The 15,872-nt window shown below is 40.5% G+C and carries 15 protein-coding genes; 6 read left to right on the top strand and 9 right to left on the bottom strand.

Going from position 1 to position 15,872, the window contains the following annotated elements:
* Nucleotides 1-9: 9 nt before the first annotated feature.
* Nucleotides 10-651: a beta-carboxysome protein CcmP gene (gene ccmP, locus ACPZ3T_RS10255; protein WP_490275875.1), complete on the bottom strand. Its 642-nt coding sequence runs from the start codon at nt 649-651 to the stop codon at nt 10-12.
* A 4-nt stretch (nt 652-655) separates the two neighbouring features.
* On the opposite strand from ccmP, the gene ACPZ3T_RS10250 reads away from it, so the two are divergent.
* A complete protein-coding gene (locus ACPZ3T_RS10250; protein ID WP_490275871.1) occupies nt 656-1,012 on the top strand; it encodes a hypothetical protein in 357 nt (118 codons plus the stop codon).
* Here ACPZ3T_RS10250 and ACPZ3T_RS10245 read toward each other — a convergent pair.
* The 4 genes from ACPZ3T_RS10245 to rsmA all read right to left on the bottom strand — a co-directional run bounded on the left by ACPZ3T_RS10245 (nt 962) and on the right by rsmA (nt 6,413).
* Complete coding sequence (locus ACPZ3T_RS10245; RefSeq protein ID WP_490275869.1) at nt 962-3,595, bottom strand: EAL domain-containing protein; 2,634 nt, start codon at nt 3,593-3,595, stop codon at nt 962-964. The genes ACPZ3T_RS10250 and ACPZ3T_RS10245 overlap by 51 nt on opposite strands.
* 620 nt (nt 3,596-4,215) lie before the next feature.
* The gene (locus ACPZ3T_RS10240; protein WP_490275865.1) at nt 4,216-4,539 is read right to left on the bottom strand and encodes a DUF3082 domain-containing protein; all 324 of its coding nucleotides are present in this window, start codon (nt 4,537-4,539) and stop codon (nt 4,216-4,218) included.
* Nucleotides 4,540-4,585: 46 nt separating this feature from the next.
* A complete protein-coding gene (gene ispE / locus ACPZ3T_RS10235; protein ID WP_490275863.1) occupies nt 4,586-5,539 on the bottom strand; it encodes a 4-(cytidine 5'-diphospho)-2-C-methyl-D-erythritol kinase in 954 nt (317 codons plus the stop codon).
* Nucleotides 5,540-5,594: 55 nt separating this feature from the next.
* Complete coding sequence (gene rsmA / locus ACPZ3T_RS10230; RefSeq protein WP_490275861.1) at nt 5,595-6,413, bottom strand: 16S rRNA (adenine(1518)-N(6)/adenine(1519)-N(6))-dimethyltransferase RsmA; 819 nt, start codon at nt 6,411-6,413, stop codon at nt 5,595-5,597.
* A 166-nt stretch (nt 6,414-6,579) separates the two neighbouring features.
* Here rsmA and ACPZ3T_RS10225 point away from each other — a divergent pair, with 166 nt between their 5' ends.
* The 4 genes from ACPZ3T_RS10225 to ACPZ3T_RS10210 all read left to right on the top strand — a co-directional run bounded on the left by ACPZ3T_RS10225 (nt 6,580) and on the right by ACPZ3T_RS10210 (nt 10,277).
* Nucleotides 6,580-6,855, top strand: a complete 276-nt coding sequence (locus tag ACPZ3T_RS10225; RefSeq protein WP_490275858.1) for a HigA family addiction module antitoxin — start codon at nt 6,580-6,582, stop codon at nt 6,853-6,855.
* Between the two features lie 254 nt (nt 6,856-7,109).
* A complete protein-coding gene (locus ACPZ3T_RS10220; RefSeq protein ID WP_490275855.1) occupies nt 7,110-7,487 on the top strand; it encodes a Pepco domain-containing protein in 378 nt (125 codons plus the stop codon).
* A 143-nt stretch (nt 7,488-7,630) separates the two neighbouring features.
* The gene (locus ACPZ3T_RS10215; RefSeq protein WP_490275853.1) at nt 7,631-9,559 is read left to right on the top strand and encodes a bifunctional serine/threonine-protein kinase/formylglycine-generating enzyme family protein; all 1,929 of its coding nucleotides are present in this window, start codon (nt 7,631-7,633) and stop codon (nt 9,557-9,559) included.
* Nucleotides 9,560-9,707: 148 nt separating this feature from the next.
* Nucleotides 9,708-10,277, top strand: coding sequence for an REP-associated tyrosine transposase (locus ACPZ3T_RS10210; protein WP_490275849.1), 570 nt, complete (start codon nt 9,708-9,710; stop codon nt 10,275-10,277).
* Nucleotides 10,278-10,297: 20 nt separating this feature from the next.
* On the opposite strand, the gene ACPZ3T_RS10205 is transcribed toward ACPZ3T_RS10210, so the two are convergent.
* The 3 genes from ACPZ3T_RS10205 to ACPZ3T_RS10195 form a co-directional block, all read right to left on the bottom strand.
* Nucleotides 10,298-10,921 carry a Uma2 family endonuclease gene (locus ACPZ3T_RS10205; protein WP_490275846.1) on the bottom strand — a complete coding sequence of 208 codons (624 nt, stop codon included), beginning with the start codon at nt 10,919-10,921 and terminating at the stop codon, nt 10,298-10,300.
* Between the two features lie 113 nt (nt 10,922-11,034).
* On the bottom strand, nt 11,035-11,241 hold the full coding sequence (locus ACPZ3T_RS10200) for a hypothetical protein (RefSeq protein WP_490275843.1): 207 nt from the start codon (nt 11,239-11,241) through the stop codon (nt 11,035-11,037).
* A 438-nt stretch (nt 11,242-11,679) separates the two neighbouring features.
* Nucleotides 11,680-12,318, bottom strand: coding sequence for a Uma2 family endonuclease (locus tag ACPZ3T_RS10195; protein ID WP_490277184.1), 639 nt, complete (start codon nt 12,316-12,318; stop codon nt 11,680-11,682).
* Between the two features lie 262 nt (nt 12,319-12,580).
* On the opposite strand from ACPZ3T_RS10195, the gene ACPZ3T_RS10190 reads away from it, so the two are divergent.
* On the top strand, nt 12,581-13,159 hold the full coding sequence (locus ACPZ3T_RS10190) for a Uma2 family endonuclease (RefSeq protein WP_490275840.1): 579 nt from the start codon (nt 12,581-12,583) through the stop codon (nt 13,157-13,159).
* Between the two features lie 51 nt (nt 13,160-13,210).
* Here the strand turns inward: ACPZ3T_RS10190 and ACPZ3T_RS10185 are convergent, their stop codons facing one another.
* Nucleotides 13,211-15,814 (bottom strand): PAS domain-containing sensor histidine kinase, encoded by a 2,604-nt coding sequence (locus ACPZ3T_RS10185; protein WP_490275838.1) that lies wholly within the window; start codon nt 15,812-15,814, stop codon nt 13,211-13,213.
* Between the last annotated feature and the right edge of the window lie 58 nt (nt 15,815-15,872).

Raw genomic sequence — 15,872 nt, 5'->3', positions numbered from 1 at the left:
ATAAGTTTTTCACTCCTGACGACCACTCTCAGAACGATGCCGTCCAGCTACATTTTCAATGGCGGCTTTAGCTCCGGCTGCACCAGCGAGGATATCCCGTTCTTGTCCTCCTAAGTACAACCTGCCAAAACTCCCGACAGCTTGCACTTCCAAGATATTAATCATGGCGGCTTTTTCTGCTTCATTAGCAGCTAGTGCCGCATAAGCAGCAGGTTCAACTTCTAAAACATATAAAGTTTGTCCGGCTAATAGTAGTTGTCCCCGACGTGTGCGGTTAATGAGTTGTGCTTGATAAGCGTCTATATTGCGGATAATCTGGCTAGAAACAACACGAGGTTTGAGACATTCCTCTTTTTTGACTCCCAGCATCGCCAAAATCGCTTGACCGGCGGCTCGTGTTTCTCCTTGAGAACCTGAATGTACTTCTAGTAGACCATATAATCGTTCTACTACCTGCACACCAGGACGAACGGAAGCAGCTTTGAGGGCTACATCTGTAATTCGATTAATTTCAATACCAGGAGAGATTTCAATCCATAGTGATGTATCACCTGGTAATGGGAGAAAACCTGGGGCTACTGTTCCTATATATGCTGCGTGTTGTGGTTGCAGGCTGTCGAGAAATACGAAACTGCGTAGTTCTATTCCCAAGGTGATGCTCTCCAGTCATGAAGGTAAAGTTATATTTCGCATGAGTTTAAATTACCACAAGGCGGGGACTGGAGGCAGGGAGCAGGGGGCAGGGGGCAAGGGGGGCAAGGGAGGGGGGAGTGTGGGGAGTGTGGGGAGTGTGGGGAGAGAGGGGAGACAAGGGAGGGGGGAGTGTGGGGAGTGTGGGGGGAAAGATTTGTTCTCCATCATCCCACACCAAGCACACCAAGCACACCAAGCACACCCTGCCCTGACGAGGTTTCAGCTTAACAAGTGTGCTATTCCCCAATGCCCAATGCCCAATGCCCAATTACGAATTATTTTTACTCTGGAGAATTTCAGTAGCTTTTTCAGAAGATAGGGGTCTATGAAAAAAGAAACCTTGTACATCTTCACAGTTGATAGATTTTAAGAATTGCAGTTCTTCTTCTTTTTCTACTCCTTCGGCGGTGAGTTTCAAGCCTAAGCTTCTACCTAAAGTGACGATCGCTTTGACGATGTGGGCTACTCTACTATCAGTGGTTAATTCTCGAATGAAGGAACTGTCAATTTTCAAGTTGTGTAGTGGTAGAAGTTGTAGCCGTGAGAGGGAAGAATGACCTGTACCAAAGTCGTCAATGGAAAGATGTACACCCATTTTTTCTAAGTCATACAAAACTTTTTTGGTGAAATCTATATCTTCAATAGCTGTTGATTCGGTAATTTCTAGCTCTAAAAATTGAGGTTCTAATCCTGTTTCTGCTAAAACTTTGGCAACTATTTCTACTAATTTGGGTTGGCGAAACTGTTTAGGAGATAAATTTACGGCAATTGTTAAAGGGGGTAATCCTGCATCTTGCCAAGCTTTATTTTGACGGCAAGCTGTTTTTAATACCCATTCTCCTATAGGAATAATTAATCCACTTTCTTCGGCTAAGGGAATAAATACACTCGGTGCTACTACCCCCATTTCTGGATGTTGCCAACGTAACAGTGCTTCCATGCCTGTAATTTTATTGGTATGAATGTTGATTTGGGGCTGATAGTAAACTTTAAATTCTTCCCGTTCTAGGGCGTAGCGTAGGTTTTTCTCTAGATTTAATAGATCGGGGGTTTTAGCACTTAAGGATGTGGTGTAATACTGATAATTATTTCTGCCTTCATCTTTGGCATGATATAAAGCTGCATCTGCGTGTTGAATTAAGGTTTCAGGATCTGGACTATGTTCATCTAAAACAGCGATGCCTAAGCTAGCACTAACGTAAAGTTCATGCCCTTCTAAATAAAATACGCTCTCGAAGGATTTTAAAATTCTCCAAGCTACCTGAGTGACTTCTTCGAGATAATGAATCCGGGGTAAGAGGATAGTAAATTCATCTCCTCCCCAACGGGCAACGGTATCTCCACTTCTGAGGGATATTTGTAGTCTTTGGGCTACACTTTGTAGCAGGCGATCGCCCAAGGTATGACCTAATGTATCATTAATCATTTTAAAGCGGTCAAGATCCAAAAACATGACTGCTAGACTTTCACCACTACGGGTGGCGTTGGCTAGGGCTTTAGCTAGTAGTTCATCAAATAGTAAACGGTTGGGTAATCCTGTCAATAAATCATGGAGTGCTTGGTAGCGGATTTTTTCTTCTACTTGCTGACGATGCCAAGCTCCACTAATACTAGCTGCCATTGTCAATAGTGTTGATTCTTCATGCTGAGACCAGATTCGCTCTTGGGTACAATCTGCCAAGCCGAGGTAGCCCCAAAATTTTTCTTCTAAACGCAGTGGTACTAATAGTAAGGATTTAATTCCGTCTCGCGCTAATAGTTCCTGTTCTGTGGGGGAAAAGTCTTCAGTGATGCCGTTAATTGACTGTCCGTTCGATAGGATAGTATACCAACGGGATAAATCAGGGGAGTTATACGGCTGATTTTGCCACTGGTGTCGAGAAGAGGGGAGGGGGGAGCGTGTCCATTCGGATTGCAGACTTACAGCTAATTCTCCTGTGAGGGGATGAAAATGGTTTTTAAATAAATAGGCGCGGTCAGCTTCGGCTGCTATGCCTAACACGGCTAAGGCTTTTTCAATGCCTGTTTCATAGTCCATTTCTACGAGCAAGTAATTAGCTGCTTCTGCTACTGCTTGTAACAAGCGATCGCGTTGATAAAGTTCTACTTCAGCTTTTTTTTGCTCAGTAATATCTCTTGTTATATATGTTCTAATTAAATCACTTTCTGGCAGAAAATGCACTGATTGTTCAAAAACTTCTTGAGCAAATTGGATTTCTCGCACAAAGGAGTTAACTTTCTGTTGTTTTACCTCTGTTAGTATTCCTGCTAAAATCGGATGGTCTTTCCCCAATTCCCGTAAGCGGGGAAATTTCAAAGTGGCGGCAGGGTTAAGATAAATTAAATTTCCCTCTAAATCTGTTTCAATAATTGGGTTGGGAATCAGTTCTGGAAAGGATGCTAGGCGAGCTAGAGCTGTATCACTCGCTCCTTCAAAATCAGGATCTACAACTAGGGTTTGAAAAGGAGTGGCAGGATTTGATTGGTCGGTGAGAAAGTCAGAGAGGTTTTCTGCGTTGGCAGATTCGTAAAAAGCTTGTTCGGAAAGGTTAGAGATGGCATAATATTTGGCCTGAGCTTGATTACTGCCGAAGTGGATAATATCTCCATGCTTGAGGTTATGGGAGATACATCTTTCTCCATTCACAATCAAACCATTTGTACTGCCTTGTCCCTTAAAGTTACCATCAATAATCCGAAAGCCATATTGTTCAGTACCAGGGATTGTTACTCGCAATAAAATTGCGTGTTGTCTTGATACGGAGCGAGAATGAAGCACAATCGCGTTGCCGTTGTGTCTGCCTACAGAATATGTGGCTTCTTGCAGTGGAATAGTTCTTTGCCCATGCAAATCATGAACAACCAATAGGTGACGTATTTTTTCTCGCTCTTTCACATTCATCACCAGTCCTCACATTCCTATGTCTTTAAATCTAGATGTTTAAAAATATGATGATTCCAACAAGTTTTAATTTTCAACTTTTCAAATAGCTATTTCGTCACAGCCATAATCAATTATTTTGTGAGGAAATCAATGTTGTTTCTAAAGGCTAGCACATGAAAATCCGATGCTCATTTACTAGCTCGTTTGATCATTCTCAATCCTGTCGATTTTCTCCTCAGACACATATTTTAACTTTTTATTGATCCTTTACAATAGTATAAAATGAAATAAAGAGTACATAGTATATTTACTAGTCTTAGGCTGGGCAATAAGTTTTATCTTTAAACAGTTCATCTGTTAGCCGATTTACAAGTCCCCCATCTACTAGTATAATAAGTATCGTTAAAAATTGTATAATGACAGTATGAATTTTTGCCTTAGATAGTGTCAGCAAAATGCCAAGGGTAGGGGACAGGGGGCAGGGGAAGAAATTATCTGCTCATCGTTTTCGCTGTTAATTATTGAAGAATTTATTTTTTGGAAATCCTTAAAAACAGAAAAGAAATTATCGGAACTTAGTTGAATTGAATAGGTGAACAAGTTATCAGTCACTTGATAACTGATAACTGATAATCTGCCTAACTATTTTTAGCCTTACTGAAATTTTGGAGTAATAACTGTATCCCTAAAGCAAATAAACCGATGGCTACTAGAGCAAATACCCCAGATCCTAAAGCTACTATACCAACAACTAGGGTACGAACGGCGGAGGTAATTTTGATGACTAGTTGGTTATCAGAAGTGATAGGTTTTTTAGCGAAGGTTGTGGCGATCGCTATCATGAGAGAATATAAACCATATCCCATAGCTCCAGAAATTATCGACCCTATCACACAGCGTAAGGGACTGGCTGAAACTTTTGTGGTTGTATCTGCTGTTGGTGTTGTGTTTTCTTCTGTCACGTTGCTTTGCTCCCAATTCACAATAACGCCTACAAAATTCCAAAATTTATCTGTCAACTTTGACTGTAATTCCCTGTGCAGTTGTCCGAGTTACGAATAATTCTAAATCTTCATCGGGAATTGCTTCTCTGATTTGTAACTTAACTTGTTCTGCTTGGGGTTGGGATGCACAGATAGCAAATACTGAAGGGCCAGAACCAGACATCATTGTTCCCAGAACACCTGCTTGTGCTGCAAACAGTTCTCGTAATTGCAAAACTTGGGGATAGGCTGGTAGAACTACACGCTCTAAATCATTATGCAGTTGTTGAGATATTTCTGTTGCATCCTGATCTAAGATAGCTTTAACCATTGCACTAGAATGAACGGCTGCGGCTCGTGCTGCTAAGTCGTTAGTATCTTGAAGATAGGTACTACCGAATTGTTGACGATAAGTTTTATATGCTCCAGCCGTGGATACTTCTAGACTACGATATTTAGCCAATACTATATATATATGATCTAAACTCGGCAGGGGTGAAAGTTGTTCTCCTCTACCTGTGGCGATGACTGTACCACCTGCGACACAAAAGGGTACATCTGAGCCGAGAATTGCGCCGAGTTCTTCTAGTTCTGTTTTAGTTAGTCCCAAGTTCCAGAGTAAATCTATCCCGACTAACACAGCCGCAGCATTGGTTGAACCGCCAGCCAAACCAGCTGCTACCGGGATATGCTTGTGAAGGGTGATATCTACTCCCCCATGTTTAGCTAAGGCTTCGGGAAATTTCTGCGCCATGAGTGCGGCGGCGCGATATACGAGATTACTTTTATCTGTGGGAACTTGGGGATGGTTGCAATGTACGCGGATAGTTTCATTGCTGATGGAGTGTAATTCAATTTCGTCAGCGAGGTCAATACTTTGCAATATCATGACTAACTCATGATAACCATCTGGTCTGTCGCCGATGATTTCTAAATATAAGTTGATTTTGGCGGGAGCGATTAAAGTGTAACTACGCATGAGAATCTGGGTATTGGGGACTGGGGACTGGGCTAAAAATCTTTTGGTTTTCCTGTCAACTGTCAACTGTCAACAAGTTGGCTAATTCTACCCATTCCTGTGTGCTGAGTTCTTCAGCTCTGGCTTGGGGGTTTATATTTAATTGTTCCAGTAATTGGCCGAGGCGATCGCGGTCTATGACAGATTGCAAGTTATTGCGTAGCATTTTGCGTTTTGCACCAAAGCCTAGCTTCAGTAAATTCTCCAATTTTTTGGGGTCATTAGCGGGGTTTTCTATCGGACGAGGACGCAAACGCACGACGGCGGAATCTACTTTTGGTGGAGGGTAAAATGCGCCTGCGGGGACATGACAAATTAATTCACACTCAGCTAAATATTGCACCCTTACTGATAATGCCCCAAAGGTTTTTGAACCGGCTTTAGCATATAATCTTTCGGCGACTTCCTTTTGAATTAATAATACTATGGAATCAAAAGGTGTAGGGTTAGGGTTAGCGATTGTGCCTAAGAGTTTTTCAATTATTGGCCCGGTAATATTGTAGGGGATATTCGCCACAACTTTATTTTGATTTTGAAAGTTGGGAAATGCTGCCAAGTTAGTATTTAAATCTAAAGTCAAAAAATCCCCTTGTAACAGGAGAAAGTTTTCTTTATTCCCCAATTGTTTGACTAATAATTTACACAAATCGCGGTCAATTTCTACAGCTAATAAAGACTGTACTAAAGGTAGTAAACGGCGGGTGAGGATACCTGTACCGGGGCCGATTTCTAGGATGCGGTCATTTGTACTACACTCTGCTGCCTTGGCGATCGCATCCAATACCTTATCACTTTTGAGCCAATGTTGAGCAAAGACCCTGCGCGGTCGAACCATTATTTTTCCTTACTATATCTAGTTTTCAGCTTTTTGCAAAAAATCTATTTCTTACTTTTTGCTTACTTTTTCAAGTCATTTTTTTGGCTATTTGTTGATTTTAGTATTGACATTAAGTATTATATATGACATACGATTTGATGCGATCGCCTGAAATTAACGAGCAATGAGACTACCAAAATATCGTCCTCCTACCCATCCTGGGGAAATTTTAGTCAAAGATTTTTTAGAACCTTTGGGAATATTACCAGATGAACTTGCTCAAATAATTGATATTCCCAATGAGCAGATAAATAAACAGCATGGAATCACATCTAGCACTGCATTAAAGTTAGCAGCACTATGGGGAAATAGTGCAGATTTTTGGGTGAACCTGCAAGCAAATTGGCAGTTATACCACACCAGTCAATTTAATAATTTTGAGCATGAGCAACCTGAGTGACTGTAATTAATCAGCAGTCACAAAGAATAAAAATTTTTTGCTTGTAGTAAGGGCTTCAGCCCTTATTTTGAGGACTAAAGTCCTCACTACAAACTGAAAATAAATACCTGACATTAATCACCCATCCTACTAGAATATGCCTCACCAGCGATCGCCATTCACCATCACCCCAAAACCCTTGTCCTCTCTTTGCGTCTTTGCGCCTTTACGTGAGAAAATCCTATACATAATTACTATGCAAAAATACTAAAAAAATGACAGACACATCCTCAGACAGCATTTGGATAGTCACCGACGAAGCACCGCAAATTACCGTTACCGAGGGTACTAAAGGTATAACTGGAAATACCCGCTCTTGGCGAGAAGAAACCACAGAAACCATCAAAAGCGCAGGCGATGCAGTCAAAGTCAGCACCCAGAAATTAGAACAAGAAATGACACACTTCCTAGAAGTAGTGGGACGCTTGTTTAACCGTGCAGAACAGCAAGCCAACGGTGGAATGCAGCTAGACGAAATAGAATTATCCGTAGAAATCAGTGCTGAAGGTGAAGTCAAATTAATCGGTAACGGCGCGAAAGCAGGCGGAAAAGGCGCGATTAAGCTAGTATTTAGGCGACAAGAACCAAAATGAGATGGCGAAGAATTTAGCAATAGCGATTCGCCATTCAGCATCAAAAAACCCTGCCCCCTCTCTCCGCGCCTCTGCGTGAAATCACTTGCCTAAACCCCCAAGAATTTGGCACAATAAACCCAAATGCTGCCAAATCAAAAACCATGCCTACCACTGGTACAATCCTCCGCAGTCGCTATAAAATAGTTAAAATTCTCGGAAGCGGGGGATTTGGTGACACCTACCTAGCGCAAGATATCGACCTACCCGGACAGCCCAAGTGTGTAGTCAAACACCTCAAACCCAACCCAGACCCCGCAGTATTACAAATCGTCAGAAGATTATTTGACAGCGAAGCCCAAGTATTATACCGTCTAGGCAAGGATAGCGACCAAATACCGCAACTATTTGCCCACTTTGAAGAACAAGGACAATTTTATCTAGTCCAAGAATTTATAGATGGGCAAGATTTAAGCCATGAAATCATTCCAGGTGAAAAGTTAACAGAAATAGCAGTCATCAAACTATTACAAGAAATATTAGAAGTATTAGCAGTAGTTCACAAACAGAACATAATTCACCGCGACATCAAACCCCAAAACTTAATGCGTCGGCGGCAAGATGGTAAAATAGTGTTAATTGACTTTGGTGCAGTCAAAGAAGTTAAAACCATGACGGTGAATAGCCAAGGTCAAACAAGTTTTAGTGTTGCCATTGGTAGTCTTGGTTATATGCCCACCGAACAAGCAGGCGGACGACCAAAGTTAAGTAGTGATGTCTATGCAGTGGGGATGTTAGCAATTCAAGGGTTAACAGGGAAACAACCCCAAGAACTACCCAGAGATTCTACAACAGATGAAGTAATTTGGCGCAATTTGGCAAATGTCAGCAAGAAGTTGGCAGATGTGTTAAATATGATGGTGAGTTATGACTTTCGGGATAGATATCCTTCAGCAGTGGAAGTGTTGGAAGCAATTAAATCACTACAGCCACAACAGCGACAAGTAACGCCACAGCCAAAATCTAAACCACAGCCACAACAGCGACAAGCACCGCCACTGACATCTACACCAACAAAAATCATCACACCAAGCTGGTCACGTCGCAAGGTAATACAAACAGTTGGGTTTGCGGGTGCGGGGTTGGGTTTAGCGATTGTAATACCGCGCCTATCACAGTCCGATTCAGGAGAAATCAGCGCACCTGACATAACAACGACACCAGAACCTACAAATACTCCGCGTCTCTCGTCTCGTTCTTCCTCAAATAGCTTACAAACCTTTCAATTTGAAACGGTGACAGTAGATGCAAGAGGGAACATCACCAACCGCCGCAATGAGCAAGCAAGATACTTTGCAGAAGACTTAGGCAATGGTGTCAGCTTGGAGATGGTGCAGATACCAGGGGGAACATTTACAATGGGTTCACCAGAAAACGAGAAAGACCGAGACTCAAATGAAAGTCCCCAGTATCAGGTGACAGTTAAAGGTTTCTTTATGGGGAAATATGAAATTACCCAAGAACAGTATAAAGCCATCATGGGGACAAATCCCTCTAATTTCAAAGGAGAGAAAAGACCAGTAGAACAAGTGAGTTGGGATGATGCGGTAGAGTTTTGTAAAAAATTAAGTAATGTAACAGGGCGCAATTATCGCTTGCCTAGTGAGGCAGAATGGGAGTCTGCTTGCCGAGCAGGAACAAATACACCATTTTATTTTGGGGAAACAATCACAGCAGAGTTAGCTAATTATGATGCTACTCAAACTTACGCTTCTGCACCCCAAGGTCAATATCGTGGGCAAACAACACAAGTAGGCAGTTTCCCTGCTAATGCCTTTGGTTTATATGATATGCACGGCAACGTGTGGGAATGGTGTCAAGATACTTGGCATGATAACTATAACGGCGCACCTACGGATGGGAGTGCTTGGATAGATGATAATGGTAATCATCGGCTGATGCGCGGAGGTTTTTGGAACGACGATCCTGGAGGCTGCCGTTGTGCTAATCGCTACAACAGTATCCGCGACATCCGCAAGAACCGTATCGGTTTTCGCGTTGTGGTGAGTAAAGAAACCGGGTTTCTCGTGTAGCAAACAGATATTTTTGCGATCAACCTAAAAGAAACCCGGTTTCTGGCTTCGCGCGGGTTTCGCGGCTGCAAAAGAAACCCGGTTTCTCGCAGATGACGATCGCTAATTGGCACAGATATAACTGTAAGCAAAACAATTATCTCAACAAATGCCAATTCGGGATGTAAAGTTTCAAGCGGGCAACTACTACCACATTTACAATCGAGGTAATAACCGCGAAGCGATATTTTTTGAGCGTCAAAATTACCTATACTTCCTACGTCTCATGGAAAGACACCTTGTGAATAAGGGTGTAGAAATAGTTGCTTACTGCTTGATGCCAAATCATTATCACTTATTGGTTTACCTAAAGACAGATAATTTATCAAACTTAATGCAGCCATTTATGTTGGCTTATACAAAAGCTATAAATAAACGTTTTAAGAGAGTTGGTTCGTTATTTCAAGGGCGTTTTCAGTCTATACACATAGATAGTAATGAATATTTATTGCATCTATCTCGATACATTCATTTAAACCCGGTTAGTGCTAATTTAGTGAAAAATCCTCAAGACTGGGAATTTTCCAGCTATTCAGAATATGTAATGACACACAATCATGAAATCATCAAAAGTGATAAAGTTTTGCAGCACTTTGTTTCATTAGACAGTTATCGTCTATTTGTAGAATCTCCTAAAGAAACCGGGTTTCTCGTGCCGCAAAAGGATATTTTGGGGTAAACCTAAAACAAACCCGGTTTCTAGAAACCTCTCACCCAATCACGAAATAATTTCACCAATTGCAAATAATCCATTGTCTGGGCTTGTTGCAAAAATCCAGCAATTTCTGGAATAGGCAAATTAACAAAAAATTGACTAGTTTGGCAAGTAATATAAGTATTATTCTGTAATTGTTTAACTACCAGAGATTCCCCGTTATAAATCCAAACCTCTGCTACACCCAAATCTGCATAAACCTGGAGACGACTTTGAGAACTACTAGTGACATCAATTTCCACAACTAAATCCGGTGCTGGATCTTGTGTTAAATCTAGTCGTTTTTTTCCCCGAACCAAAGCAATATTCCGAATGTAGAAACATTTATCGGGTTCAGCACCACTCAATTCAGGACGCTTTAAAGTAGTTGAGCCTAGAGGATAGATTGTAACTGCTAATTCTTCAGCTAGTGTTTCTACAAAGCGACCTAAAACTTCTTTGCCAAATTCATGTTCTGGGGAAGGGGACATAATTTCTAGATAGCCACGATTATAAGTCAACCGCAGACGGCGATCGCTCAACTCTTGCAAAAGCCTTTCATAAGTCTGCCAGCTAATACCCGACAAGTGAATCATTTCGTGCGGTGGTGTCAGCAGTGTGGCAGTCATAGGTTCAACCGAAAATTTGATGGCTTTATTTTAGAATATCAACGTGAGATTTTCAGAAATTGCTTAAATAAACCCAAGCAGAGACGTTGCAACGCAACGCCTCTAAATCTAGGTTACTGTATTAAAAGTTGTCGGCTTAAAATACTCATCACCTCACCTTCGTTAGTCGTGGGTAACAGTGGACTCCAATCACCTACACTGGCATAGCCAATTACCTGCAAATAGTGAATTGTACTAGTAACAGCTTTAGGAGAACCAATCAATAAATGCTTCATCGGTTCTCTTTGCGGAAGCGGATTTTCTCTAAGTTGTGCCATCATTGTAATTATCTCCTATGTTGGGAGCTACATAAAGGCGATCGCTTGCTTCTTGACCGGATTGGGCGATCGCCTTTATCATGCTGTTTATACAATAAAGTATAAAATTATACTTGCCAAGCGTATTTTGGAAAATTATTATTAATAATTAGCCGATTTTCCAGAAAATAAATTATGTGTTATGAAAGTAAAAATCACAACATTATTTAATACAATTAATCTAAAAAAATAGAGGTTTAGCCACACTAAACCCCCTCCTGTAATACCAATTATCTACGAAGTTACGCCAAATAAATGATGTAGAGACGTTGCGTGTAACGTCTCTACAGTACAAAATAAAACCAAACTATATAAATAAAAGTAAATAAGCTTCAAACTCTTTCTCCCCCTGCCCCCTGCACCCTGCCCCCTCTCCCCTGCCTTATCCCAACAATAGTTATTTTATATTTGTTCTCGTACCCAAGCGCGGAAAGCTTTCATTACAGCATTTCTACCTTCTATTTTACTCCGCCTTAAATATTCAGAAATTACTTGAGCAATAGGCAAATCAGGAAAAATTGCACTATTAAGAGATTTTACATATTTACCATCAACCAAAACATTAATTTCTAACTTATTTCCATACCAACGCCACAACTCTGGCACTCCCAACAACTCATAATTATTAAAACGAGTGCGAGAAGTAATATCAATTTCAATAGCTAAATCTGGGAGAGGATCAACAGTTAAATCAATTCTATCCTTACCACGCACAGCAGCTTCATTTTGGATATAAAAACAATCGTCAGGTTCTACACCAGCATCCATAATTTCTTGGTCAAAAGTAGTAGAACCCAAACTCCAAAATTCTATATCCAGTTCTTCTAATAAAGCCTTGACTAAATCACCAATAATAACTTTAGCTACCTCATGCTCTGGAAATGGAGACATTATTTCTAGCACCCCTTGACTATAAGACACCCTAAAACTCCGATTTTCTCCCAATTCCGCCAAAATATTTTTATATTCTGACCAAGAAATATTCTTGATTAATAACTGATGGCCGACAGGTACAATTAATTGTTTGAGTGCAAGTAACATCACTTCCCTCGCTTTTCAAATTGATTTAAACAGTACCAACTCCAGCATAATTCATTTATTGTTAACAACTAGAATTTATTTATCTAAAGTAACTTAGAATAATATAGAATTATTACTTAATTTTTGAATAAATCTCAACAAGCCCTAAAAAACTGGGTTTCTGAACGCAAGATTAAGGTTTCTAAGCTGAGGGATTTGCAAGAAACCCGGTTTTTAACCCAGGTGGCGTAACCCAGTACAACCAGTCAGCAACTTCATAACCATGACAGCTATTACAGTCAACCTCAACCCAATTGTTAAACTTACTGACGAGCAATTTTATCAACTGTGTAGACAAAATCCTGATGTCAAATTTGAGCGCAATGCTAAAGGAGAACTAATTATTATGCCACCTATAGGGGGAGAAACAGGAAAGCGGAATGCAGAATTTACAGCAGATTTTGTAATTTGGAATCGAAAATATAAACTAGGTGAAGTATTCGATTCTTCTACCTGTTTTAAATTACCCAACGGTGCAAATCGTTCTCCTGATGTGGCGTGGATAAGTCAAGAAAGATGGGACACCCTCACACCAGAACAAAAAAAGCAATTTCCACCCATTGCGCCAGATTTTGTTTTAGAGTTAATGTCACCAAGTGATAACTTGAAAGATACTCAAGATAAAATGCAGGAATATGTTGATAATCAAGTCAAGCTTGGCTGGTTAATTAATTCGCAAGCGCGACAAGTAGAAATATATCGTCAACATCAACCTGTAGAAATTTTGAATGCTCCCACAACATTATCATGTGCAGAAATTTTACCAGGATTTATTTTAGATTTAACAATAGTTTGGAACTAACACCAATTTTATATGAGATTGTAAATAATTAATCCATTGATTTATCTGCGTTTATCTGCGTTTATCTGCGTTCAATGATTCTTGTTGAATAGGAATAGTAATGATAAATTCCGCACCTTGTCCTGGCGTAGAATCACAAGATAACTTACCACCATGTCTATCTACCACAATTTGGTAACTAATAGATAATCCCAAACCTGTACCTTTGCCTATACTCTTAGTTGTGAAAAAAGGGTCAAATAACTTGGGCAGGACTGTAGCAGGAATACCTTTGCCATTATCTGAGATTTTAATATTAATCCAGTTACTATCAGTAACTTGAGTCTGAATTAAGATTTGCTTTTGTTGAGTGACATCTGCATCTTCTAAAGCATCAATAGCATTACTGATAATATTCATAAATACCTGATTAAGTTGACCAGGATAACATTCAACCAGAGGTAAATTACCATATTCTTTCATCACTAAAATTTCTGGATATTCTGGTTTACCCTTCAAACGATTGTGTAGAATCATCAAAGTACTATCAATACCTTCGTGAATATCAACCTGCTTAAATTCGGCTTCATCAAGGCGGGAGAAATTGCGTAATGATAGGACAATTTCCCGGATACGCTGAGTTCCTACACGCATAGATACAAGCAGCTTCACTAAGTCTTCTTTGAGAAAATCAAAGTCAATATCTAGGAGTAATTCTTGAATGTCTTCAGGAGGGTAGGGAAAGTGAATTTGATAAAGTTGTACTAGTTGTAATAAGTTGTGAGCATATTCACTAGCAGGAATTAAATTACCGTGAATAAAGTTAACTGGATTATTGATTTCATGGGCAACACCTGCAACCATATTACCGAGTGAAGACATTTTCTCACTTTGGATAAGTTGGGTTTGGGTAAGTTGCAATTCCCGCAGGGCAGTTTCTAAATTTTCAGCTTGTTGTTTTAATTTAATTTCAGCTTGTTTGCGTTGTGTAATATCTAGAGTTGTTCCTACCAGGCGATAAATTTTACCTGCGCTGTTTTTTAAAGGATTAATTTTAGTTAGCCACCAAGTTTCTTGTTTATTTAAAGTGATCATTTCTTCATAGGTTATACCGACACCTGTTTCTACACAACTTTGATAACGTTGACGAATTATGACACTTTCATTATTCACAAAAAGAGCTTCAGGAGATTTACCTATCACCTCATCTCGACTAAATCCTGTGGCTTTTTCTGCCGCGCAATTCCAGCCAGCATAACGAAATTCAGAGTTTTCTAGAACATCAACGACAAAGATAATTTGATCAACACCTTCATAAATACTGCGTAAAAACTCCTCTTGTTCCTGTAACAAAGCTTCGACTTGTTTGCGTTCCCGCAGTGCCGTTTGTTGTTCGGTAATATCAAGTAGACAACCATACCAGACAACTTCCCCTCCCACTCGACGTTCTGGTTTAGAAACAGCTTTCATCCACTTCTGTTCACCAGAGGGAGTGATGATACGCCACTCATATTCAAAGTTTTGCAGAGTTTGGGCAGATTCAGCGATCGCCATCTGAACATTCAATATATCTTCATGGTGAATATCTGCAAAAGTAGCAGCAGCATCATTGAGTAACTCTTTGCCTTCTCTCCCCGTAATTTCTCGACAGCCAGAGGAAACATAAGCAAAAAACATTTTCCCATCAGGTAGCAGATGAAACTCATACAGCATCCCCGGTACATTATCGGCTAGCCTTTGCAGTCGTGCTTCACTTTGTTGCAAAGCCTTAGTTCGTTCCTCAACCCGCGCCTCTAATTCCTCATTTAACTGCTTGAGTTCACTTTCTGCCAGTTTGCGGTCTGTAATATCTAAAAGTACACCACAAAATATGATCTCACCTTGATTATTTCTGTGAGGAGTAGAATCTCCCTGCCACCAACGCACCTCACCACTAGCCTTAACTAACCGTGCTTCATAGTGCCAAGGAGTAGCATTTTCTACAGCCTCTACAATAGAAGCTAGACAACCCTCAATATCCTCTGGATGCACCAAGGCAAAAAAACAATTTAAATCCTGCATCACTTCTATAGCAGTGACACCAGCCAATTCCCAGATAAAATCACTGATGTAGTCTACTCGCCAGAAACTATCACAGTGGGTAAATTGAAAAATTGCCCCAGGTAAATTACTCGCAATATCCCGTAAACGCTTTTCACTGTTAGCTAAAGCTATCTCTGCTTGTTTGCGGGTGGTAATTACCTCAGTAAACATAATCATACCCCCCACCTCCCCGGAATTTTCGTACCAAGGATGTATTTCCCACTTCACCCAATCCGTTGTACCATCAGCCCGGATAAAGGCATCTTCATCACATCTTTCCACTTTCCCAGCCAAACAACGCTGATGAATTTCCCCCCAAGACTGGGAAATCTCCGGGAGAATTTCATAATGGGAGCGACCAATGATATCTTGATTACCTAACCCGTAATCTTCTCGCCAGCGACGACTAGCCAATAAATAGCGCATCTGACGATCAAAAACAGCGATCGCCGCCGGTGTATATTCAATAAATAACCTCATTTGTTCTGGACTAGATTTCTTCTCCCCCTTTGCCACTAATTGCCGTAGTTCTTGTAACTCCTGTTGCAGAGACTCGTAAGTATTTTTATCTACAGTTATCAGATGCTCGGCCATAGTTGCGCGACTTCCTAGCTCAGAGTTTGCAGGTAACATTAATATCTATGTTTCCCAA

It is taken from the genome of Aliinostoc maniaoense, from assembly GCF_058172895.1.
Note: the sequence above shows the minus strand (reverse complement) of the source record. Positions and strands in the feature narration are given on the sequence as shown.